The organism is Microbacterium sp. NPDC077391 (genome assembly GCF_040686955.1).
Taxonomy (GTDB): Bacteria; Actinomycetota; Actinomycetes; order Actinomycetales; family Microbacteriaceae; genus Microbacterium; species Microbacterium commune.
Genome location: NZ_JBFBMI010000004.1, coordinates 16,352 through 38,653 on the forward strand (window position 1 = coordinate 16,352; position 22,302 = coordinate 38,653).

The window sequence follows — 22,302 nt, forward strand, 5'->3', positions numbered from 1 at the left end:
GTCTTGAACGAACGAGCCGTTGCCTGACAGTGGGTGTCCGCAGTCGTCACATTCGTCCGAGTGGAACGCGGCAGGGTTGAAGTCGTCGCTGTCGTAACGGTGTGAGCGGGCCATCACTCACCGCCTTGTAAGGAGGAACCGATGATTGCTTCGCTTTCGCCGTAGTAGGTGTAGCCGTCTTCAGACATCCACACAGCAGGAGCTTCAGTGGACACAGGGCCAAGAGCGATGTCTGTGAAACCGAGGACAGCGATTTCAGCGATAGCAAGGATGATGATGATCGCAAGCAGTGTGCCGTTGATGATGAGGCCTCCACGGGTGACCCTGAATTGGCTGCTCAGGTAGGCAACGAGGCGGTTCTCGTTCCGTGGGGCAGGGGAAGCGTTGTCACGGATTGCGTAAACGGCTTCGAGGGATGAGGTGTAGTTCGACATTTCTGTGTTTCCTTCTTGTTAGGAGCAACGTTGGGGATGTTGCTTGTTTTGTTCCTAACGAGACGTGTTCTCGAAACTGCGTAGTTGGGCCTGTTTCAGGAAAATAGGGAACGATAAAACGTGTCCCCTCTGCCTATTGGGTGAGAAGTGAGAGGACAAAGAAGAACCCCCACCCGAGAATGGATGGGGGTCCGAAGAGCCTCAGCGAGAGAACTTGGCAATACGGTCATAGAGAACGATGCCGCCGGTCTGTGCAACGTTCAGACTGAACGGGCGAAAGGTCTCGATCTGAACGACCGCATCACTGCCCTCCATCGCATCAGCGGGCAGCCCCTCCACCTCGCTTCCCAAGAGGTAAGCCGCTTGCTTGGGGTGGGTGAAGGTCGCGAGGCTCTGTCCGCCTTGCTCAACCGCTACGAAGTTGTATTGCCACAGGACGCGGCGAGCCTCTTCAAACGATGCGAACCGCAGGAACGGCATGTGACGTTTGGATTGAGTGGTGTCTGAGCCTAAGTAGGCTGACTCGCTACCTCCGATTGTGAAGACGAAGTCTGCGCCCATGATGAAGGCGCTTCGAGTCAGGGTGCCTAGGTTCACCTCCTTCTTCGGGTTGAAGATGCCGATGCCGAATGTGTTGCGCTTGTTCCTCATTTCTGTGTTCCTTCTTGTTAGGGCAACGTTGGGGATGTTGCTCAGTTGTTCCTAACGAGAGGCGTTCCTGAAATAGGCGGAACAAGGTTTGAGCGGGAACGGTAAAACGTGTCCCCCTACTTCTCACCCAATAGGCGCGGGACGCAAAGAAGAACCCCCACCGCGAAGGCAGGGGTATCAACTTGAGCAACCGAGCCGCGATCACCCTTCGACAGAGCGAGCGACAGCGATGCCGGGTATCACCAAGAGATGATGCTGAGCACCGTGCGGCTGCTTCAGCACAAGACCGCTCCAACGGTCCTCCAAGCCGCAACGCTTGAGGTAGGAAACCGTGGCGTCGGTAGCTGTTGCGATGTCCGATGTAACGACGCCGAGACAGGTTCTCTCGCCTAACAGCACGTCGTATAGAACGTAGTCAGACGCGTCGCCGGTTGTCTTCCTCACTTGGTTGACGAGTTGGTCTGCTTGTGTTTCTGAGATGGTTGTGAACATGAAATCCTCCTTCGAGTTGGGGTTGTAGTTTCAATATCGGCCCTCCACGGCAAACCGAGTATGAAAACTTGTCGGCTGCCCGGCCTACGTTTCGACGTATGCCAAACCTCCTGATCACAAACCCCCAACTGATTGAGTTCCTCTCCTCCGCTGAGAGCGTCAAGGTCTTCGAACGTCACCGAGCAGAATTGCGGTCACGCATCGTGACTGACGAGGGCATGACCCTTCAGGGCGCATTCGCTGTCGCGACGTTCATCCTCATCGAGAAAGACATCAACCCTGCTTCAGAGAACGTCCTTGCCGTCGCCGCCTCACTGCTCGACTACAGCCTGTTCATGGAGGTCAGTAGCCACTAAGCAGGCAGAAGCGAGAAGACCCACCCGAGAGCGTTCAGGGTGGGTCTTCTGCTTTGCGGTGCGGAAGTCAGGTTCCGACGTGGAGAGCGACTTGCGAACGGACACGAGCGTCAGCGTCCACGGCAAGCAACTGTTGGGTTTCACGACGGGTGGAAGGGTTCGCGGCCACGGAGCCACGCACGCTACTGTCCCTGTCCTGCGCGAGAGCATCAAGCGTTGACAGGAATGTGGAACGGTTGAGCGCCACAGTCCGACGAACCTTCACCGCAGGGTCCTGAGACAGACGGGCAAGAACGCTCGGAGTAGTACGGACGTGAGCTGCCACAGCGGCACGCACACCAACCTCCGCATCGGTCGCTAGGCGTGAGAGCACCGCAGGGGAGGTGTCGGGGTGCTTCGCTACACCCAAGCGCACGTAGAAGTTCGCATCAGCACAGAGGCTGTGAAGAGTCCTTGATGAGGTGTTGGCGTTGTTCGCCACCGCACCACGAACGAAGTCGTTGTCTGAGCGGGCGAGACGAGCGAGCGCAGGAGCGGGGGTGCTCAGGTGCTTGGCGACCTCGTATCGCACGTACTCGTTCGCATCATCGGCTAGCACGTCAAGGATGTCTGCGGGGCAGGCAGGGTTCTTCGCGAGGTTCTTCCTCACGTATGGGTTCTCGTCCTCACTGAGCAGACGGAACAGGCGAGCCTGTTGGGGTGTGAGGGGAGCTTGTAGAGCGTCAAGTGTCATCGTGCCTCCCGGTCCTTTCTGTTACCTCTGATATCGGCAGATCGGGAACGGTTGAACGGCTCTGTCCGTGATCCCCGGAAACGGAGTGTGGACACAGCGGAGACAGAAGAACCCCGCTCCGGTTCAGAGCGGGGGTCAGCAGGAGGAGGAGCGTCACGCAGCGAGTTGCGCCACATACTCACGAGGTAGACGATCCCTGCTAGCCACGGCGGACACGCGACGAGGCACGTCAGACCACTCAGCGAAGTGGCATCCTGCCGCAAGGTGACCGTTGTACAGCTGCGTAGGAACGAGAAGCTCACGCTGCCCGAACAGCTTCCCTATCTGTGAGGGAGCGTCATCAATGAAGAGGTCAGCGGTCTCGAACTCCTTCGCCTCAGTGTGAACCACCTTGGTGACGGGAACACCGTGGCGGCGTAGCCACTCTGCTGTGTCCTCAGCGAACACCTCCCTACGAGCGGTCACAGCCTTGAACGTGTGCCGGTGCTCGGAGGCGATCTCTCTCAGCACGGCAACCGCTCCTTCGTATGGAGACAGAGACGTGTACAGACCATCCTCTTCAGCCGCGTGGAAGTAGTGGATGAACTCTTCGTGGGAAGTGAACCAACCGGACTCCACAAGGTCGTACACGCTGTGATGCGGTAGTGGGCGGTTCTTGAATTCGGGTTGTTGTTTCAACCATTGAGCGAAACCGCCTGTGAAGTCAGCGACCGTGTTGTCAAGGTCAAGGGCGATGAGTAGTGAGATGGACATTGGGGAACTCCTGTTGTAGTCCCTCTATCCCTAACAACCGGCGTTCCCGAAACGCGCATCATGACAGTTGAGCAGGAACGGCAAAGCGTGTCCCCTCGCCTATTGGGTGAGAAGCGGAGGGATGACGCCGACGTAAGTCAGACGGAGGTAAGCCAACCGACGAGAAGATCCCGGGACCATTCCGAAAGGTATGTGAGATCAACGTCATCTGAGGACGCGTACCTTTCAGCCACTGCGCGCTCCAACTCCTCATCTGTGTACGTATGGACATCTATGCGTTCCAACAACTCCTGCTGAGCTACGTAGCTTGTGTAATCGGATACGTCGAGCACCGCTACAAGAGTGGAAAGTGAAGCGGAGGGATTGTTGATCACATCCATGCGAAAGTCATCGTCCTCAACCTTTACGAACTCAAGCAACACCTCTTGGGGTGTGTTCGGGTTCTTCGCCACGAGTCTGCGAATGGTTCTATCGCTGTGCGTGGACAGTGTCCTGAGCGTGCTAGGTGACGTACAACCGTTTTCCGCTACATCAACCCGCACTTCCGCGTCGCTGTCCCTACTAAGGAAATCAAGAACGTCAGGGGGAGTCGTAGTGTTCAGGGCAACAGCACGTCGAACGATGATGCTCCGGTGACGCGACAACAACCTCAGGGCAGATGCGGGAGTGGAAGGGTTGTGGGCTACGTTGATCAACACCTCCTCTACGTGGTCTCGGCTTAAGAACTCCAACACCTCACCGGGGGTGTCCTTGTGGTCGGCCACCTCCCATCGAGCAAAAGCGCTGTCGCTCCGCGTTTGGTTCCAAGCCCATTCATCTGTAGCTGCTGTGTTCATTGCCATTCCTTCGTTAGAGAGCGACGTTGGGGTATCGCTTAGTTATCTCTAACGACCACGTTCCCGAAACTCGCAACCTCAGCCATTCAGACGGGAAACAGGAACGTCGAAACGTGTCCCCCCGCCTATTGGGTGAGAAGTAGAGGGACAAGCGAACCCTCGCTCCTAGCGATTGAGCGAGGGTTCCACGTCAAGCGGCAAGGCGGCTAAGGAGACTCTCTACGAAGTCTTCAGTCACGTCCGAAACGGCATCATCGTCGTCGTCAGGCAGGGCGTCCAACAAGCTGCCTTCAAGTACAGGAGCGACAGTCTCGACCTTGGACTGCTCAGCCCACATCGCCTTCAACGCAGCCACAGCAGCCTTCACCTTCGTGCTGTTCCTGATGATGGAAGGAGTGTGTGAGTTCCGAGCTAGCCCGTACAGAACCCACCTGTCGGTCTCATCGGAAAGAAGCGTCAACGTCTCCACAGCAGTGTTTGGGTTCACTGCCACCTGATACATCGCATACGTGTCGCCGCTCAGCGCGACAGCATGAAGGGCGTCAGCGTCAGCTTCGGGGCGTTTAGCAACGTTGCGGCAGACGAACGGGTTCTCATCACTCGCTAGAAGTAGAAGCACGTCCTGAGGTGCGGCAGGGTGCGCAGCGACCGCCTGACGAACCCAAGAGTTCTCGTCCTCAGCGAGGAGACGGAGGATCGCTTCATCGCTCTTCTCATTGAGCGCTACAGCACGACGCACGTAGCTGTTACTGCTTGTGGCAAGCATTGCCAACACATCAACAGGGGCGTATTCGTTGGATGCCACAGCCTTCTGTGCGTAGCCGTTTCCCACCTCTGCGAGAGTGCGTAAGTCCTTGCGGTTGATTGTGGTGCGTGCGATCTCGGTTAAGGCATATGGGTTCTCTTCGCCTGTGATGGTGCCGGGAGTGTATTCAAACATGCTGTTCCTTCTTGTTAGAGAGCGACGTTGGGGTGTCGCTTAGTTATCCCTAACGAGCACGTTCCCGAAACGGGCATGTTGGGCAGTGACGCAGGAACTTGAGGAACCGCAGAACGTGTCCCTTACTTCTCACCCAATAGATGGATGGGTCAGGCTTCAGTAGAGGTACTGAAGGAGCACCTCGCGAGGAAAGCCTGAGAGGTCCACATCTAACGGAACGTCCTGAGACTCACGCACGAACGCTTCGATGTCTTCCGTCATCGCAGTCTCGATGGTGGACTGTGCGGCGGCACGTATCTGCGCGTCGTCATCATGAAGGAGAACCGACAAGCTCGGAAGATCAACCTTCCTTCTTGTCGCGACACTTGACCGCACGTTCCACGAAGTGTCTGTGGCAAGAGTCTGAAGAACTGAGGATGGTGTGCGATCCAATAGCGCAACTGCGGATCGGATATCTTGGCCTCTCCGGCGACCCTGATCAGTTGCGAGGGCAGGTAACGCCTCATCAGGAAGCGCACGGTTGTTCACGACATTCCACCGAACGTCTTCGTCCTCGTCATGACTCAAGAGAGTAAGCAGATCAGCAGGAGCCTTCACGTTCTTAGCTAGCCGGTAGCGAACTCCCTCCGCGTTCTCCTCATATAGACGCCACAAGACATCTACGGGCGCAGAACGGTGCTCCCCAACCCATGCCCGCACGTTCTCGGACACATCGTGACTCAGACGCTCAAGGACATCAGCGGGTGTGCGGCGATGCTGCGCAACCGCAATCCGGACCCAAGAGTGCCCGTCCGTGGCAAGAGCAACAAGAGTGGGAAGAGGCGTGTGCGCATGAAGAGCTACTTGATAGCGGACCTTCTCCTTGTTGTCTCGCGCTAACACATCAAGGACGCTTGGGTGAGTAGCACGGTTGCCCGCAACCGCAGCGCGAACATCGTCACATGGATCGTTGGAGAGCAAACGAAGGGTGTCTTGCGGAGCGAGCCGATGCTTGGCCACGAACTCCCGGATCGTGGTCGCCCACGCTGAATCGCGCTCAGTCGCGAGGACCGCTAGCGCGTCCTTCGGCAAAGCGCGGTTGCCAATGAGACGCCACCTAACGCCTTCGTCTTCGTCCCGGCTCAGCAACATGAGTAGCTCGGCAGGTGCTGTCACGTTGCGAGCGAGACGCCAACGAACGAACTCTGCGTTCTCCTCATACAGCCGCCACAGGATGTCCGCAGGAGTGGAGCGGTGCTCAGCAACCCACGCCTTCACCTCATCGGACTCATCGTGACTCAGACGCTCAAGGATTTCCGCAGGGGCGTGGTGGTTCTGCGCGGCCTTCTTGCGGTCTCTCACGTCAGCGCTTCGACTCAGGTCATCAAGCTCCGCATACTGCTTCTCGTCCATCAGGCAGCCCGATCCCCGTGAACAAGACCGCGAACCACACGCTCACCGTACGAAGGAACCTGCTCACCTTCACGAGCAGCGCGGAAGCAAACCAAGTGAGTGAGCGCAGACAGGCGCTTACGCACTTCCGCACCCTCCACCGTCCTCAGCGTGACGGTCGCAGCCTTCCCCTCCTTGACGCCTACGACGCGAGCGAACGTAAGTAGGTAGTGAGCGACAGGAGGAGTGAATTTCCCGCCGAACGTCGCAGCGTAGACGGGGACGAAGTAGGCAACGTCGTCTCCCGGTTCAAGGACCGCCTTCACCGGAAGCGGGTAGTACTCAAGAAGATCCCGAGGAGGGAATGCCACGGAGAACGGAACACCCGAGTAGCGGGTGAGCAGCTGCGACCTCAACACCCTGTACACCTTGGGTGGAGAGGGTGAAGAGGAGCACCGGAACCATCGAACGCCCACGGGTGGATACGGGCGAAACGACGATGCTCCCTTTGCTCTGAGTCCAAGAGAGCATCACGAGCAACAGCGTCTTCAACGGTGTCCCCATCTAGTTCCCAATGAGCATCCGCCCAACGAGTGAGCGTGAGGAACCAATCGTCACCGAACAGGGCCACCTCAGCGACCTCTTCAGCTACAGCCTCACCGGCAACAAACACTGTTCGGACGAACTCTCCGAACATACGGTTCGGGTCCCATAGGTCAAGCTGAACCTCACAATCAGGAAGAACCTCGCTCAACACGACTGCCGCAGTCTGCCCGTCACGGTTGGCATCATTGCCGAAGAGCAACTCGAAGATGAACTCTGACGGCTCAGTGGAAGAGCGTTGAACCACCTCGCAGGAAGGGAACGGCTGAAGGGTGGGGATGAACTCCACCTCAGGGAACACGGTACGCAGCGCGTTCTCTAGGGAGAATGTATTCGACGCCTCGAAGCCAAGGTCAAGCAGCTTGAGTGATCGTCCACTGATCCTGATTGTGTTTACTAGTCGTCCTTCCATAGTTGTCTCCTTCATCTTCAACTGTCCCTGTGGAGAGATTTGAACTCTCACTGTCTCGGCTCTGAACCGAGTGCCTCTACCGTTGGGCTACACAGGGGGAACCCCCGAAGGGGTAAGCGGGTCAGCTCAAGAGGTCAGTCAATCGAGCGATATTAGCCTTGAAGCCCGTAAGCGCATCAAGGTTGTTGATATCAGGAAGGGCAGCGAAGACTTCTGATGCGGCTTCAGAGTTCTCTTCAAACTTCGTAGCGCGAGCACGAACCTCAAGAACTAGGTTTGTCGCAATCTTCAGGCTCTCCAACGCTCGGATAGCGCTTCCGATGAGGATGACTTCCTCGACTCGTTGATTGGCGGCCTCAACCTGCTTGCGCAGCAATGTGTCTGCCAAGACCTCAGGTGAGGGAGTGCCGTTGGCGGCGGTAGCAGTTTGAGCGTTTGGGGTGGTTGTTGTTTTGGTCATTTCAGTTCCTTGGGTAGTGAACCTTCTCTCTCGGTTCTGATTTATTACTAACGAGCGCGTTCCCGAAACACGCAACTTCAGCCGCTCAAACGGGAACAGAGGAACGGTAAAACGTGTCCCCCTAGGTATTGGGTGAGAAGTGAGCGGACAAAGAGAAACCCACCCGCGTTGGGGAACGGGTGGGTTCGAAGTGATGAGCGGGGTTGGATGTCACTCTTCACTTGGATACTCAGACTCCACGAAGGGTCGGAGCCGGACTATCTCAAACAGCCGCAAGGAATTCGTCAATTTGGGCAACGAACTTCTCAAGAGCTTCAGTCATGGTCATAGAGGACACGCGAGTGGCATCACGTACATCGTCGTGGTCTTCAGTCCACGCAACCCTCCACATCAGAGGGAGAAGGTCATCAACCCGGCGTTGAGCATCATAATGTGCCTCACTAAACTCACTAAACTCACTAGGGTAGTTGAGACCGTACTTGTTCCACGCTTTATTCAGAGCTTCGCGAGCATCCAACAGTGACTGTATTGCCTCGCGAACCTCCACCAAGAATTCAGTTGGGTCAACTTGCTCAGGGGCTGAACCAACGTTGGAAGCGTCCCATGAAGCGATATCTACCCGAACGGAGTAGGCAGTGTGTGTCTCCCACCGAACTGTGAAACCGTATTGCGCGAAGGTGCGAGCAAGCGTGTAGCCGACTGATAGATCATCGGTGTCAACCCCTTCCCAATTCCAATAGGCAACTGAGCTAGAACGGTTACCGTTCCACTTCACTTCGTTCGCAGGAGTGAACGCATAGTTTGTTTGAGGATGCTCTCCCCATGAAGCAGGGGTCTTCCATCCTGAGCAACCACAAGAGCATCCGGCATGAGATAACCCTTGAGCAATCTTCACACCTTGTGAACGAATGTCTTTCACAGCAGCTTGGAACGCATCGCGTGGACTTGATGTATTAGTCATTATCGTTTTCCTTTTCTAAGTAGTGAACCTTCTCTCTCGGTTCTGATTCATTACTAACGAGGGCGTTCCCGAAACAGGGCACTTCAGCCCTTCAAACGGGAACAGGGGAACGGTGAAACGTGTCCCCCTACGTCTCACCCAATAGGCGGTAGGGACACGCGAAACCGGTCAAGCCGGATAGTTCAGCCGCATCAGCAGACCGAAGGCGTTCACCATCACCCACGAGGAACCGTCCTCGCCAAGGTCATCAACCCACTCCAACGCCTCCACGCCCACGTCAGAGAACAACGAGCAAGGCACGAAGAACGAGAACTCACCCACCACCGCAGACAGCAACAGCACGTCCTCAGGAGCAAGCAGCACCGTCTCGCACCAAGCCTCCACCCGAGCAGGAGAAGCACCAAGCTCCTCAAGCGCACGCTTACCCACAGCCACAAGCGTCGAAGCAAACACCGCCCGCACCGCAGCAGGCACAGCCTCAACATCAGCAAACGCCACCGGCGTCTCAACAAGAACAGTCATCTCAATCTCCAATCAGGAAGCAACCCACCCTGTGTGGGAAGCGATCAGAGAAAGAGGAAGAAGCCGGTGGACATTGTGGGGAGGAAGATGAACGGCCTCCTCCCCACTTCAACAGGTCAGTCCGCGAGCGGATGCGGCACAGCGCACGCAATCAGATAGAGGCGGTCGTCCTCCACCTCGGTCCAAACGCGGACAGTTCCCTCACGAACATCGACAAACATCATCTGAGACACGTCGGTGTCCCAACCTTCAGGAACAGCAATCGAGGCGAGGGTTCGCCTATCGCCTTCCTTAATGACATCGTTCAACACCACAGGGCGAACGAGCCGGAGAAGTTCAAACCCCATCCGAGTAACACGCTTGGACATTTCATTTCCTACTTTCTGTAATCAAGCAACACCCCGTCTTGGGTGATGCGATCAAGTAGGCAGGTCAAACAGGAACAACATCCCGGACCACATATGAAATTGAACTAGCCGGTCTCTCAACCAACAACATCAGACTAACAGCACCCTCCGACATTCACTCAGAACTCGGACGTCCCGAACATCAGAAGCCGTCTCAACCTGACCATCAAAGACTAACAGCGACCTCCGACATTGACGGTTCACACGAGCGCGCCCGTGTCCAAACCATCAAGTTTGCTGATGTGGACACAACGGGCACACCCGCAACAGTGATGTCCAAACCCGCAACTTTCAACATGTGGACACGCAAAGAAAACCGCATCGCCAACGAAATCGGGAACAGGGAAAGATAGGGATTGCGGCTACATGGCGCAACGACGACCGATCTTCGTGAAGTCACCCGCAATCACACACTCCATCATGTGCGGGCAAAGCGCAGCGTCACAGTCAGCTAGCCGCAGTCCTCACCGCAAATCGGGAACAACGAGACCCCGCAACCGCAACAACCCAAATCGGGAACGCACCTCCACCCGGAATCGGGAACAGTGACCCCCTCATTTTCGGGAACAAAGAAACACTTCCCTTTGTCGGAATGCCAACGTGAACGACACAGCGTCAAAAATAGGGTTGGTGTGGTTGGCGTTTTTGACGCTGTGTGAGTGAACGTTGGTGTGAAGATGAAGGGAAGTGTTTCTTTGTAAGAACCTCAGTAGGGGTTGTGGACACTGTGATGAGGGTTGTTCGTACTAGTTGAGTTGATGATTGTGTGTGTAGTTGTTCCGTATGTATAGGAACAAGGCTTGAGTGACCGCGACGGAACACTAGAACGTGTCCCCTCGTCTATTGGATGAGAAGTTGGGGGACACGATTTGGTGTTTCAGACGACGATGGTGTCTTCCCGGTCGGACAGCGCCTGTGTGAGTAGGTAGTTCCCGTAGAGACGTTCTGTCGCTACTCGGCTCTCTTGCGCGAGTGTCCAATAGATGCTCTTGCTGATGGTATTCCAACCGTCAAAAAGTTCTCGGGTGGTGGCAGTATCAGCGTTGGAGGCTAGAGCGAACGCGCCCTTCTGTGTCAGGCGGTTCATGTAACGCTTGACCGCTTGTTGGAAGGTGTCCGTCGCTTGGGTTGTCTGCTTCACATACCCGGTGAAGGTGTCTGTGCCGTCGTCGGCATCATCAGCGTAGGGCGGGTCAAGGTAGACGAGGTCTCCTGCGGTGACGTGATCCAATCCGCGTTCAAACGATTGGGCGTTGAGGATGACGTTTCGAGTGTTGAGAAGTTCGCTCACTGCCCGCAGGTTGTCTGTTTGGAGTGTGCGAACCATGCCGAACGATGAGCGGCAGTGCCCTTGCTCGTTCTCCGCATACATGCCTCCGAAAGCGTTGTTACAGAGAGTGATGAACCGTGCCGCTCGTTCCTCGGGGGAGAGCAGGTGAAGGGTGCCACGCCGGTCATGGTTGCGGAGGTAGAGGAAATACTGCTTGTCCATCCGCTCGCTGTGGATGGTGCTGATTTCGATCACGTCCTCAGGGGTGTCTCTGACGCATTCCCATGCGTTGATGAGTTCCTTGTTGAGGTCGGAAAGGTAGTAGGTGGGTTCGGGGTGTCTCGCCATGACGTGTAGTGCGACAGCGCCGCCGCCGAGGAAGGGTTCGTGGTAGTTGCCGAACTTAGCCGGGAGGCACTCCTCGATGAAGTCAAGGACGCGCCGTTTACCACCCACCCACGAGTAGAACGGCTTCACAGCCCTCATACGGCTTCCTGTGACGCTGCTGACAGCACGGCCGCATATTCAGCTAACCGAGCTTCGGCGACAGCCACCGCGTCGCGGAGCTTGCCCCGCACAACAGGTAGCATCTTCGGGTCTTCGACCACGTCAGGTGTGGGCAGGTGGAGACAGTGGATACGGAACGCTTGAGCGGAGGCTTCAGCTGCGTAACCGATGTTTTGAGCGGTAGTCGGCTGCGTGGAGGCGGTCTTGCCGGTTCTCACCTGCTGAAGGAGCGTGAGGAACTGTTCCTCATTGGACGCCGTGTCGGTGCCGAGGAGAGGATGTAGCGCGGTGAAGAAGTCATCCACACCATGTTTGATGATGATGCGGGTGGCGTAGTCACTGATGGTGAACCCGTCGGGGAAGACAGCGAGTTCCTTCAGCTTCTGCTCTAACAGCGTGATGTTGATGAGTTGGTAGCCACGGGAACGCGAGATCCCGATCTCTTCTTGAAGGTATGCGGTGAAGCTGTCATACCCGAGCGGGAGCCACGCCTTGCCGGTCCATGCTTCATAGATGAGGTGTGCGTAGTCCGTGGTGTTGCTCTTAATGCGGTCAGTGAGCGCCCGCGCAGCTTTCCTGTCAAGCACTTTGAACCTGCCCGTCAATGGCCGTATCGAACTCTTTCAAGCGAGTGCGAGCTAGTTGTATAGCTGCGTGAAGGTCATCGTGGAGTGTCTTCACGGTCGCCACCGGAAGGTCTTGCGGGGACGGGAGCGCTTCTGCTTGGTTCAGCAAGGCACCCACACTGCTTACTGCTGTGCGAGTGTTGAACTCGCCGCCGTGGACAGCGCGAGGTTGCTGATTACCACGGACGGGCAACTTCACGGGAGTGCCGGTCTCGGGCGCAAGGGACGCTTCCTGCTCTGCCTTCTTCAACTCACGCAGGATTGTGCTGATGAGTTTCACGTTCTCATTGGCGTCATCAGTCGACCGCGACTGAACGGTAGACAGGACTTCGTCTACACCAAAGTGAATGAGCTGCCGGGTTTGAATGTCGGTAAGACTGAAGTTCTCGGGGAGAGTAACAGCGGTGGCGTAGGTTTCAGTCACCGTTGCGATGTTGATGAGTTGGTATCCGCGCGTGTGAGAGTAATCAAATTCACCGTCAAGCCAATCAGCGAAACTGTCATACCCGAGCGGAAGCCATACCTTCCCGCGCCACGCTTCGCGCATGAGCGACGCAAGCTCCGCTACGTTACTTTGGATCTTCTCAGTGAGAGCGGCGGCTTCATCTTGCGTCAGTAGGGGGCTTGCGGGCATACCGGAAGTGTATCGACCGGAGTAAACATCAGTAGACGCGACTCAGTATTCGCCGCTGAGGTCGTGGAGTGTCGGACCGGCTGAGAGCGTGCCGTCCACGTAATCCTCCAACAAGCTCAACGTGTCGTAGTTCTCGCTGAGGAGCTTGTGAAGGCTTGGGAAGTCAGCGTGCTCTTGAACCTCAGGAAGTTGCCCCGCGTATCGGAAGGCCACTCCCGCCTTGTCGTCTTCGTGGAACGCCTGAATGACCTTGCGAACGGACGGAGGGAACGGGCCTGAGAGGTTCAGTGCCGTGTACTGCTTCTCAACCTCGTTAAGGAGCTTGTGGAGGTTGTGCCCGTAGGTGGCGCGCAGGTGTTCCGGGTCTTGCGCGAGCGTCAGTTCAGGGGTGACACCTTCAACGTATGTCTGACGGTATGAAGCGAGCGTTGCGATGAGGTGCTTCAGTCGGAGCTCGAACGCTTGGCGGTAGAGCGTCAGGTAGGGCAGGAGCAGGGAGTCATCTTCGGGATTGCCCTTGAAGGTGGAAGCGAGGGCATCAGCGGCGTATTGGAAGGAGTAGGAGACGCGCCCGCTGTCCTCATACGGGTACCGAACGATTTGCGTCCTGTAGGCGGCCGCAGGGGCAGAACTGAGGAGTTTCGTCGGCTTCGGCTGCTTCGGGGTGCTCATCCCGTTCTCCTTTGACTCAGGGGTTCATCGCTGCTCGTAGGTTACTGACCTCGGCGACGCCCACACGGTCAGGGGGTCTGTCTGTGGCGGACAGTAACGTGAGCTTTGAACGGGGAGGTCCAATTGGGGTGGTGGCGGCAGAAGTCCGACGAGTCAGATCGGGACGCGGAAGCGCGAGCTTGGACCGTCTATCACTCACATGGCGAATGGATCGCTCGCGTCGACGCGAAAGCCTCCATCCTCCTCGCGCTTCAAGGGGTCACTCTCGGAGCAGTCATCGCCCTCACGGACAAGCACCGTCCATATGCTGACCTGAAAGCGTGGTGGGAGTGGGCGCTGTTCCTGAGCGGCTTCGCTCTGCTGCTCCTCGGGATCGTCCTCGCGGTCATGGCGCTTGTCCCACGAGTGACGAGCGAGAAGCCAACGCGGAAGGAGATGCGCGACTACATCTACTTCGGGCACACGCGGCTGTGGGAGCCGAAAGCGTTGGAGCAGGAGCTTCAGAAGCCTGTCCTGCCTGTGCTGTCGCGTCAGTTGGTGGTGTTGGGCCGCATCGCGTGGAAGAAGCACTACCTCGTGAAGTGGTCTGTGTGGAGCTACATCGTGTCAGGGGCGCTGCTCACGACGACAGCGCTGATCGTCAACTTTTGGGGGTAGGTAGGGATGGAAGGCAAATACAAGGTTCATAACCATGTGGAGGGCGCGACACGAATCAGGACGATCCTGAATCAGTCCGACCTCGACTACAAGGAGGTGGACAGCCTCCCGCCACGGGACGACCTCACCTTCAACAACGGCTTCTACGCCAACTGCTCGGCGCTCTTCGTAGACATCCGGGATTCGTCCAAGCTGCCCGACAAGCACAAGCGTCCTGTGTTGGCTCGTCTCTACCGTTCGTTCGTGAGCGAGATGGTGGCGGTCTTCGCCGGGTTCGAGAAGGTGCGGGAGGTGAACATCGTCGGGGACTGTGTTTGGGCTGTGTACAACACTCCCTACAAGGCAGATATCAACTCGGTGTTCGCGAGGGCATTCATCGCCAACTCGATGGTCAACATCCTGAACAAGGAGTTGGAGAAGCGTGGCATCACCACCATCACCGTTGGGATTGGGATGTCCTACGGGCGAGCACTCATGATCAAAGCCGGGTATGAGGGCAGCGGGATGAACGATGTCGTCTACATGGGTGATGTCGTGAATGCCGCCGCGAAACTTGCCGCACAGGGCAACAAGACGTGGAGCGACAAGTCTCTGATGGTGAGCGATGTCTTCAAGGGGAACCTGAACGACGACAACCAAGCTCTCCTCTCGTGGAACAGCACACGAGGTTGTTGGCACGGCAACGTGGTCGCCACCACCGTCGAGCAGTGGATCACAGAGGAATACGGCTCGTGACCGGGCGCACGGTCTGTCCTGCCGCTAGATAACTCTGAACCATCAAGGGGAACCGTGGAAGCGAAGCACAACAACTACAACCACATCAGCGGTGCTCGGCGGATGAAGGAGATCCTGAACCAAGCTGACGTGGACTATCAGGAGCGGGATACGTTGCCGACCCGCGACGCGCTCACGTTCAACAACGGGTTCTACGCTTACTGCTCAGCGCTGTTCATCGACATCAGAGAGTCGTCCAAACTACCCGACAAGCACACTCGCCCTGTATTGGCTCGCATGTATCGGGCGTTCGTCAGCGAGATGGTCGCGGTCTTCGCAAGCTTCAGCCGCTGTCGGGAGGTCAATATCGTTGGCGACTGCGTTTGGGCTGTCTATAACACTCCCACCACAGACGACATCGATGAGGTCTTCTCTGTCGCAGCGTTGGCAAGCTCGATGGTCAACATCTTCAACAAGGAGTTGGAGAAGAAGGGCTTCACCACCATCAAGGTCGGAATCGGGATGTCCTACGGGCGGGCGTTGATGATCAAGGCGGGCTACGAAGGCAGCGGAATGAACGATGTTGTCTACATGGGTGATGTCGTGAACCACGCGGCGAAACTCGCAGCGAACGGAAGCAAGACGTACAACGACTCACGCTTCATGGTCAGCGACGTGTTCCGGCAGAACCTGAACGACCACAACAAGGGCTTGCTGACATGGAACAGCAACCGTCGTTGTTGGCACGGCTACGTCGTTCGGATGGACGTTGACGAGTGGACAGGCGAGAACTATTGACCGTCAAGGCGCGGCTCGCGCAGGCGCACGACCCCGCTTCTATCTTTGAGACATGAGCGACAACCTCTACGCCCCGCTACCGTCCGAACTGCGTCGACGGCGGCAACTCGCGGAGGAAGAAGCCGCTGTCGGCATCCGTTGGCGGGACGACTGCCCTGCTGATGTGGGACGCAAGGTTCACGCTCTCATCAACCACTTCGCACAGATACCGGGGAGAGTGTTCGACCGTGCTGACGCTCACCGCAGTATCGGCAGTAGCTCAGGTCTGTCCGAATACATCACCTCGGAAGTGCTCAGCGAAGGGCAGGAAGGTGACGGCAACGACGACGAGAGGTTGGATGCGCTTGCCGCTGTCGTCTACGCCTACGTGTGGCTGAGCGACAACGACCGAGCGTGGGTGACAACAGGGTGGGACGAAGAGGAGATGCCCACCTACCACCCTGAAGAGTTCATCGAAGCGGTGAACGACATCCTGCTTGCCGCTCGTGTTGAGTGGCACTTCGAGGATGGGCGGTTCACGCAGCGGGGGAACTCGGTGCTCCACGCTGATGTGGTGAAGCCCGCATCGGTGCTCCTCGACTCTGACACGCGCTTCACGAAGGCATCAGCGGCGTTCCAAACGGCGATCAACCGACTCTCCGAGAACCACCCTGATGCGGCGATCACTGATGCGGGGACCGCCGTACAAGAGTTCTTCCGAGCGCTCGGCGTGAACGGGAACAGCCTCTCTGACCAACTGAATGCCGCGCAGAAGACGGGCATCATCTCCGCCTACGACAGGACGCTCCTCAAGCCCTTCACTGATTGGTTGAACGCTGACCGCTCCACGAGAGGGAACGCGCATCACCACAACGAAGGGGACGTGACCAAGGGTGACGCATGGCTTGCGATCCACGTCGCGGGTGCGTTGATGGTGCGGCTCTCCAACGAGGAGCCACGAGAGATCCTGTTGGCTAGAGAGCAGGCTGATGCCGCTGCTCGGGAAGCCGCGATTGTGAAGGCTGAGACCGACACCGATGATGGACCTCAAGCAGGCATCCTCAGCAAGTATCGACCGTGAGTGGTGCGATTTCCTATCAACCCGCGGGCTGTCCGTCAGGTGTCAATATAGGTGTTAATGTGCCTCAGCGCGGACCCGTATCTCCCGTTTTCGCCTGTATTTCAGGGGTGGGAGCGTAAGGGTTCAAATCCCACCGTCACCGCCATGAAAACCCCCGAGAAATCGGGGGTTTTCCCGTATCCGACAGCGGCGTGCGACCAGACGGTGCGCGTTTCGCCGACCGGTCACTTCCCCCGCGCGTCCGCGCGCTCCGCGTCGGAGTTCGGCGTCCAGCCGAACCAGCCGTCCTCTGCGGGGATCACGCTCCAGTCGCCGCAGGCGAAGACCGTTTTCGCCGCGTAAGGGTCCGGTGCGTCGTCGAGAGTCCACACCGGTGCCGAGCGTCGCTCAACATCCGCGCAGTCGCCGGCGAGAGGGGATTCACCGGTGAGCAGGATGACCACGTCATCGGACTTCTCCGACGTCGAGGTGCGCACGGTGATGTCGGTGGCATCCGCGGGGAGCCACGGCGCGTCGACCTCGGCCTCCGCACGGAACGCGGCGAGGTCGTCGAAGGTGTGCGTGGACTGCTGGTGGACGAGCTCCTCGTACGCCGTGCATCCGGTCAGGGAGAACCCCGCTGCGGCAATCAGGACGGAAGCGGCGAGGGCTGTGCGTGCGTTCATGCTTCCAGCCTCGCCGCAGCGGATCCGCACCGCGTCGTGCATGCGAGGTATCCGTGTACCTCGCACGGATGATCCGCCACGCGGGCGAGCAGGCGTCAGCTGGCGGCTTCGGGCCGTCCCGCCCACCAGCCGATGACGTGGCCGATGTGCTGGTGCATGAGGCGCTCGGCGCGCTCACCCTCACCCGCCGCGAGCAGGTCCAGCAGCTCGTGGTGCTCCGCGGCCGAGCGTGACAGCTCCTCCGTGGCCAGCAGATCGGCCAGGCCAGGTAGGCGGGTCTCCTTGCGCAGCTGCGAGATGAGCGTGGCCAGGCGCGGGTTGCCGCTGTGCACGTTGATCGCCTCGTGGAAGGCGCGATCGGCTTCGAGGTACGTGGTGAGGTCGCCGCTGGAGGCGCCCTCGACGATGGCATCCGCCGTCGCGCGCAGCTTCTCGATGACATCCGCCGGGATCTTCCCCGCCAGCTCGCGCATCACCGGCGGCTCAAGCAGTCGCCGCACCGCGACGATGTTCGCCACCTCGTCATCGCGCACCTCGGTGACGCGGAACCCCTTGTTGCGCACCGCCTCGACGAAGCCGAGCTTCTCGAGGTTCAGCATCGCTTCGCGCACCGGCGTGGCCGAGACGTTGAATCGGGCGGCGAGCGCGGGCGCCGAGAAGAGCTCGCCGGGGGCCATCTCTCCGGCGCGGATCGCCGCCTCGAGCGCCACCTCCACGCGCTCACGCAGGTTCATCACCGGCTGCAGGGGGGTGACGACGGAGGGGAGTGTCATGAACGACCACCGATCAAGAAGCGTAGGCAGTGCCATGCGGCATGGCACTGCCTACGAAACTATCGGATGCCGTGGATGCGCGGCGACAGCACGCCGCCCGCGCATCCACGGCGTGGATCACTTGCCGTAGCCCTTGGCGGCGGCTTCTTCGGTGTCGGCGACGATGCGGTCGGCGACGTCCTTCGGAAGGGGCAGGCGCGGCGGGCGGCAGGGGCCGCCGTACAGGCCGAGCACGTCCATCGAGAGCTTGATGGACTCGACGAACTCCGTCTTGGTGTCCCAGCGCAGCAGCTTGTGCAGGTCGCGGTAGATCACCTTGGCGCGCTCGAGGTCGCGCACGTCTCCCGAGGTCGACAGGCGGAACAGCTCGACGGTGGCCTGCGGGATGGCGTTGGGGTAGCCGGCCACCCAGCCGACGGCTCCCGCGATGCCGACCTCGAGAACGCTGTCGTCGGTGCCGATCAGGATGTCGATGTCGGGAGCGAGCTCCTTGATCTCGTAGATGCGCCGGGGGTCGCCGGTGAACTCCTTCACGCCCACCATGTGGCCGGCCTCGTGGATCTCGGCGATCAGGTCGGGCACGAGGTCGACCTTGGTGTCGATGGGGTTGTTGTAGCCCACGATGGGCAGGCCGACCGCTGCGACGGTGGCGTAGTGGTGCTTCACCTGCTCACGGTTCGCCCGATACGTGTTCGGAGGCAGCAGCATGACGCAGTCCGCGCCGGCCTTCGCGGCCTGCTCGGCCCAGTGCGCCGACTGCAGCGCACCGTAGGCGCCGACGCCCGCCATCACCGAGAAGCCCTCGGGGGCGGCGTCAACGGCGACCTCGATCACCTTCGCGCGCTCCTGCTCGCTGAGGTTCTGGTATTCACCCAGCGAGCCGTTCGGCGCAATCCCGTCGCAACCGTTCTCGGCGAGGAAGCGCACGTGATCGGCGAAACGGTCGTAGTCGACCGAGAGGTCGTCCTTGAACGGCAGGGCGGATGCGACGATCACGCCATGCCAGGGAGCCTTCTGAGACATCTTTGTTCCTTTCCAGCTTTCGCGGCGCTGAAGCCGTTGGTCATATGTAACATATTACAGTACGGAGGCCATCCAGTGCTCCAACCCTGCGGAATCGATCGGCAGCGCGTCGCTGAGCACCTCGATCCCGCTGTCGGTCACGACGACGTCGTCCTCGATGCGCACGCCGATACCCCGCAGCTCCGGCGGCACGGTCTCATCCCACGCGTGGAAGTACAGACCCGGCTCGACCGTGAGCGCCATGCCCGGCTGCATGCTCGCCTCGAAGTACTGCGCGTACGATGACGCCCCGCAGTCGTGCACGTCGAGTCCGAGGTGGTGTCCGACGCCGCACACGATGTAGCGGCGGTGGTGCTGACCATCCGCCGCGAGCGCTTCGTCGACCGAGACCGGCAGCAGCCCCCAGTCGGAGAGACCCTGTGCGAGCACCTCCATGCACGCGATGTGGAAGTCCCGCCAGTCGCGACCGGGTGCCACCGCGGCGAGGCCGGCGCGGTGCGAGCGCTCGACCAGGTCGTGCACCTCGCGCTGCGCCGTGGTGAAGCGTCCGCTCGCCGGGAGCGTGCGCGTCACATCGGCGGTGTATCCACTGCGGTTCTCCACTCCCATGTCCAGCAGCAGCAGCGCTTCGGGATCGACCGGGCTGTCGGCGCGCACCCAGTGCAGGATGGGCGCATTCGCTCCCGAGCCGACGATGCTCGCGTACCCGGGTGCCTGGCCGACCGTGCGGGCGTGCCGGTCGAAGGTCCCCTGCAGCCAGCGCTCGCCGCCGTGCTGCACGGCGTGGGGGATCTCTCGGCGCACCTGGGCGAATCCCTCGACGGTGTGCTGCACGGCCGCGCGCAGCTCGGCGAGCTCCCACGCGTCCTTCTGCATTCGCAGCGCGGAGAGCGTCTGGGCGAGCTCGGCTGAGCGTGCCCGGGCGCCCAGCTGCCGACCGGGCACGGCGCCCACGACCGCACTGCCCGCGATGAGCGCGTCGTCGGGCACAGCGAGCTCGTCCAGTTCGCGTACGCGCACGTCCAGGGCGTCGGCCAGCTCAGCGGTGCCGGCGAGCGGACCGACCCAGAGCTCGCCGTGGGTGGGGTCGGCATGGAAGGCGGCGGCGCCGGGACGCGCGGGCGGGATGATGTACAGCGTCGCGTCATGTCCTCCGGCACGGGGGGTGAGCACGAGCACCCCGTCCTCCACACCGAAGCCCACCAGCCAGAGGAAGTCGCTGTGTGCGCGGAAGTCGAAGAAGAAGTCGTTCAGTCGCGCGTGTGCGCGCCCCGCGGCGACGACGAGGGTGCGACCCGGAAGGGCGGTCGAGAGGCGCTCGCGGTGACGGGCGGCCGCCTGCGCGGCGCCGGGCTCTACCCGCGGCGTGCGGTCGGCATCACCCCAACCGGTTCTCATCCAGTCGGTGAAACCCGAGGCGGCCGCGAGTGACGGCATCCGTGGATCCTGCGAGTCGGAGCGGGCGTTCGGGATGCCGCTCTCCCAGTCGACGACGTGCACCTCGGCGCCGTAGCCGGTGGGCTGGTGGTGGTGATTGCTCATGCTGTCTCCAGAGGGTCGTCGGGCGGGGAACAGGTGCGGATGGCGCACCCGCCGGGTCAGGATCGTTCGCCGCCGCGCCCGCCGAGGCGCCATTCGAGTGCGGTGAACAGCCGCTCGGCGACGCCGTCCATGACGATGCCGTCGTGCTCGTGCTCGTTGGTGACCCACGCGTGCAGCCCTCCCACGCGGGCCGCGGTGTCGAGCGAGAGCCCGGCGTCGACGTACATGTCGTCGAAGTACACCACCGCCTCGACCGGCACTTCGTTCGCGCCGAGCCGCGCGGTGTCGTACAGCTCGATCGGCCATTCCTGTGTGGCGAGCAGCTCGACCCCCGCGCGGAAGCCGCGCAGCGCACGGACCTCCTCGAACATCCAGGGGAACACCATCTCGCCGGTGAACAGCACCGGCCGCGCATCCTCGTCGAACTCCGGGTGCCGCTCCCGCTCGCGCTGCGCCGCCCAGCCCGTCGGCCCTGCGCCGTAGATGCTCTCCTGCAGGGCGATGAACAGCGGGTTGCCGGCGAACGCGGTGGCCGGGCCCACCGAGGCGAGGAAGGTGTCGCTCAGCCCGGTCTCGGCCGGGTCGCTGAAGGCCTCATCGAGCAGCCAGTGCACCCGGTCGAACCCGGGGCCCATGCCGAAGTCGAAGCCCAGGGTCTGCAGGCGGCGCACGGTGAGGCGGTCGCCGTCGGCGAGGCGGACGTCCTGCGCCTGCAGGGTGTCCGCGACCCGCGCGATGCGCTCGGCGAGGTGCGGGGCGCGCTCACGGAACTGCCGGTTCTTCTCCACCACGCGCGGGAACGTGCGCCGGTAGACCTCGGCGGGGTCCGGATCGAGCGAGGGGAGCCCGCCCGCGATCGCGGAGGCGACGATCGCCTCGGGGAAGGCGGAGAGGTAGTGCAGTGTGAGGAAGCCGCCGTAGCTCTGCCCGATCGTCCACCAGCGGCGCCCGCCGTAGTGTGCGGCGCGCAGCGCCTCGAAGTCGCGCACGATCGAGTCCGCCCGGTGCAGCGACAGCCGTCGCGCGGCCTCCTCGGCCGGCATCTCGGCGAACCGCGACCCCGACAGTGGCGTCGACCGGCCGGTGCCGCGCTGGTCGGGCACGATGAGCCGGAAGCGCGACAGCGCGGCGGCGACCCAGTCGCCCCGACCCACCGGTCGCACGCCCTTGCCGCCGGGACCGCCCTGCAGGTGCAGCAGCAGCGGCAGGTCGTCGTGGCGGCGCTCGGCGGCGACGAATTCACGGGCGAAGATCTCGATGGTCTCGCCGTCGGGGTCGTTCCAGTCCAGGGGCACGGTGGTCCACACGTCGCGGGCCACGATGTCCTTGCCGACGAAGTACGTGCTGTCAGAGGTCACGCAGGTCACCTCGCCTTCCGATGGGGATGCCCGCGGTTCGCAGGCTCCGATCCAGTCTGCCCGGGGCTGCCG

General features: G+C 60.2%; 27 protein-coding genes and 1 tRNA gene. 5 read left to right on the plus strand and 23 right to left on the minus strand.

The features are described 5' to 3' along the window. Positions 1–113: 113 nt before the first annotated feature. The 3 genes from AB0O65_RS10895 to AB0O65_RS10905 all read right to left on the minus strand — a co-directional run bounded on the left by AB0O65_RS10895 (position 114) and on the right by AB0O65_RS10905 (position 1,577). Positions 114–434, minus strand: a complete 321-nt coding sequence (locus AB0O65_RS10895) for a hypothetical protein (RefSeq protein ID WP_363385038.1) — start codon at positions 432–434, stop codon at positions 114–116. 201 nt (positions 435–635) lie between these two features. Next, a complete protein-coding gene (locus tag AB0O65_RS10900; RefSeq protein ID WP_363385041.1) occupies positions 636–1,085 on the minus strand; it encodes a TrmH family RNA methyltransferase in 450 nt (149 codons plus the stop codon). Between the two features lie 201 nt (positions 1,086–1,286). Further along, a complete protein-coding gene (locus tag AB0O65_RS10905; RefSeq protein WP_363385044.1) occupies positions 1,287–1,577 on the minus strand; it encodes a hypothetical protein in 291 nt (96 codons plus the stop codon). A 98-nt stretch (positions 1,578–1,675) separates the two neighbouring features. Here AB0O65_RS10905 and AB0O65_RS10910 point away from each other — a divergent pair, with 98 nt between their 5' ends. Beyond that, positions 1,676–1,933, plus strand: coding sequence for a hypothetical protein (locus tag AB0O65_RS10910; RefSeq protein WP_363385047.1), 258 nt, complete (start codon positions 1,676–1,678; stop codon positions 1,931–1,933). 67 nt (positions 1,934–2,000) lie between these two features. On the opposite strand, the gene AB0O65_RS10915 is transcribed toward AB0O65_RS10910, so the two are convergent. From AB0O65_RS10915 to AB0O65_RS10985, 15 genes are all read right to left on the minus strand, one after another. Beyond that, entirely contained in the window at positions 2,001–2,582 is a 582-nt protein-coding gene (locus AB0O65_RS10915; RefSeq protein ID WP_363385050.1) for a hypothetical protein, read from the minus strand. Positions 2,583–2,819: 237 nt separating this feature from the next. Beyond that, positions 2,820–3,419, minus strand: coding sequence for a hypothetical protein (locus AB0O65_RS10920; protein WP_363385053.1), 600 nt, complete (start codon positions 3,417–3,419; stop codon positions 2,820–2,822). Positions 3,420–3,556: 137 nt separating this feature from the next. After that, positions 3,557–4,255, minus strand: a complete 699-nt coding sequence (locus tag AB0O65_RS10925) for a hypothetical protein (protein ID WP_363385056.1) — start codon at positions 4,253–4,255, stop codon at positions 3,557–3,559. 190 nt (positions 4,256–4,445) lie between these two features. Beyond that, the gene (locus AB0O65_RS10930) at positions 4,446–5,195 is read right to left on the minus strand and encodes a hypothetical protein (protein ID WP_363385059.1); all 750 of its coding nucleotides are present in this window, start codon (positions 5,193–5,195) and stop codon (positions 4,446–4,448) included. Between the two features lie 156 nt (positions 5,196–5,351). Beyond that, the gene (locus tag AB0O65_RS10935) at positions 5,352–6,587 is read right to left on the minus strand and encodes a hypothetical protein (protein WP_363385062.1); all 1,236 of its coding nucleotides are present in this window, start codon (positions 6,585–6,587) and stop codon (positions 5,352–5,354) included. A 391-nt stretch (positions 6,588–6,978) separates the two neighbouring features. After that, positions 6,979–7,581: a hypothetical protein gene (locus AB0O65_RS10940; protein ID WP_363385065.1), complete on the minus strand. Its 603-nt coding sequence runs from the start codon at positions 7,579–7,581 to the stop codon at positions 6,979–6,981. A 24-nt stretch (positions 7,582–7,605) separates the two neighbouring features. Beyond that, positions 7,606–7,678, minus strand: a tRNA-Leu gene (locus tag AB0O65_RS10945). 24 nt (positions 7,679–7,702) lie between these two features. Beyond that, the gene (locus AB0O65_RS10950) at positions 7,703–8,041 is read right to left on the minus strand and encodes a hypothetical protein (RefSeq protein ID WP_363385068.1); all 339 of its coding nucleotides are present in this window, start codon (positions 8,039–8,041) and stop codon (positions 7,703–7,705) included. A gap of 262 nt (positions 8,042–8,303) precedes the next feature. Beyond that, positions 8,304–9,002 carry a hypothetical protein gene (locus AB0O65_RS10955; RefSeq protein WP_363385071.1) on the minus strand — a complete coding sequence of 233 codons (699 nt, stop codon included), beginning with the start codon at positions 9,000–9,002 and terminating at the stop codon, positions 8,304–8,306. Between the two features lie 168 nt (positions 9,003–9,170). Further along, entirely contained in the window at positions 9,171–9,524 is a 354-nt protein-coding gene (locus AB0O65_RS10960) for a hypothetical protein (RefSeq protein WP_363385074.1), read from the minus strand. Positions 9,525–9,640: 116 nt separating this feature from the next. Continuing rightward, a complete protein-coding gene (locus AB0O65_RS10965; protein ID WP_363385077.1) occupies positions 9,641–9,892 on the minus strand; it encodes a hypothetical protein in 252 nt (83 codons plus the stop codon). A gap of 916 nt (positions 9,893–10,808) precedes the next feature. Then, positions 10,809–11,678: a Dam family site-specific DNA-(adenine-N6)-methyltransferase gene (locus AB0O65_RS10970; protein ID WP_363385080.1), complete on the minus strand. Its 870-nt coding sequence runs from the start codon at positions 11,676–11,678 to the stop codon at positions 10,809–10,811. 5 nt (positions 11,679–11,683) lie between these two features. Next, entirely contained in the window at positions 11,684–12,295 is a 612-nt protein-coding gene (locus AB0O65_RS10975) for a hypothetical protein (protein ID WP_363385083.1), read from the minus strand. Next, the gene (locus AB0O65_RS10980; RefSeq protein ID WP_363385086.1) at positions 12,288–12,968 is read right to left on the minus strand and encodes a hypothetical protein; all 681 of its coding nucleotides are present in this window, start codon (positions 12,966–12,968) and stop codon (positions 12,288–12,290) included. The genes AB0O65_RS10975 and AB0O65_RS10980 overlap by 8 nt, the downstream gene beginning before the upstream one ends. Positions 12,969–13,010: 42 nt before the next feature. After that, positions 13,011–13,640: a hypothetical protein gene (locus AB0O65_RS10985; protein ID WP_363385089.1), complete on the minus strand. Its 630-nt coding sequence runs from the start codon at positions 13,638–13,640 to the stop codon at positions 13,011–13,013. Positions 13,641–13,745: 105 nt separating this feature from the next. Between AB0O65_RS10985 and AB0O65_RS10990 the strand changes: the two genes are divergently transcribed. From AB0O65_RS10990 to AB0O65_RS11005, 4 genes are read left to right on the plus strand one after another with little or no spacing between them, the layout of a single operon-like run. After that, the gene (locus AB0O65_RS10990) at positions 13,746–14,297 is read left to right on the plus strand and encodes a Pycsar system effector family protein (protein WP_363385092.1); all 552 of its coding nucleotides are present in this window, start codon (positions 13,746–13,748) and stop codon (positions 14,295–14,297) included. 6 nt (positions 14,298–14,303) lie between these two features. Then, the gene (locus tag AB0O65_RS10995; protein ID WP_363385095.1) at positions 14,304–15,032 is read left to right on the plus strand and encodes an adenylate/guanylate cyclase domain-containing protein; all 729 of its coding nucleotides are present in this window, start codon (positions 14,304–14,306) and stop codon (positions 15,030–15,032) included. Positions 15,033–15,086: 54 nt separating this feature from the next. Then, complete coding sequence (locus AB0O65_RS11000; protein ID WP_363385097.1) at positions 15,087–15,809, plus strand: adenylate/guanylate cyclase domain-containing protein; 723 nt, start codon at positions 15,087–15,089, stop codon at positions 15,807–15,809. Between the two features lie 52 nt (positions 15,810–15,861). Then, complete coding sequence (locus AB0O65_RS11005) at positions 15,862–16,869, plus strand: hypothetical protein (protein WP_363385100.1); 1,008 nt, start codon at positions 15,862–15,864, stop codon at positions 16,867–16,869. A 224-nt stretch (positions 16,870–17,093) separates the two neighbouring features. On the opposite strand, the gene AB0O65_RS11010 is transcribed toward AB0O65_RS11005, so the two are convergent. The 5 genes from AB0O65_RS11010 to AB0O65_RS11030 form a co-directional block, all read right to left on the minus strand. Then, the gene (locus tag AB0O65_RS11010) at positions 17,094–17,534 is read right to left on the minus strand and encodes a hypothetical protein (RefSeq protein WP_143187139.1); all 441 of its coding nucleotides are present in this window, start codon (positions 17,532–17,534) and stop codon (positions 17,094–17,096) included. Positions 17,535–17,629: 95 nt separating this feature from the next. Beyond that, positions 17,630–18,307: a GntR family transcriptional regulator gene (locus AB0O65_RS11015; RefSeq protein WP_071641674.1), complete on the minus strand. Its 678-nt coding sequence runs from the start codon at positions 18,305–18,307 to the stop codon at positions 17,630–17,632. 117 nt (positions 18,308–18,424) lie between these two features. After that, positions 18,425–19,330: a dihydrodipicolinate synthase family protein gene (locus AB0O65_RS11020; RefSeq protein WP_071641672.1), complete on the minus strand. Its 906-nt coding sequence runs from the start codon at positions 19,328–19,330 to the stop codon at positions 18,425–18,427. A 54-nt stretch (positions 19,331–19,384) separates the two neighbouring features. Then, on the minus strand, positions 19,385–20,872 hold the full coding sequence (locus AB0O65_RS11025) for an aminopeptidase P family protein (protein ID WP_313480024.1): 1,488 nt from the start codon (positions 20,870–20,872) through the stop codon (positions 19,385–19,387). Between the two features lie 56 nt (positions 20,873–20,928). Further along, on the minus strand, positions 20,929–22,230 hold the full coding sequence (locus tag AB0O65_RS11030) for an alpha/beta fold hydrolase (protein ID WP_363385105.1): 1,302 nt from the start codon (positions 22,228–22,230) through the stop codon (positions 20,929–20,931). Positions 22,231–22,302: the final 72 nt, after the last annotated feature.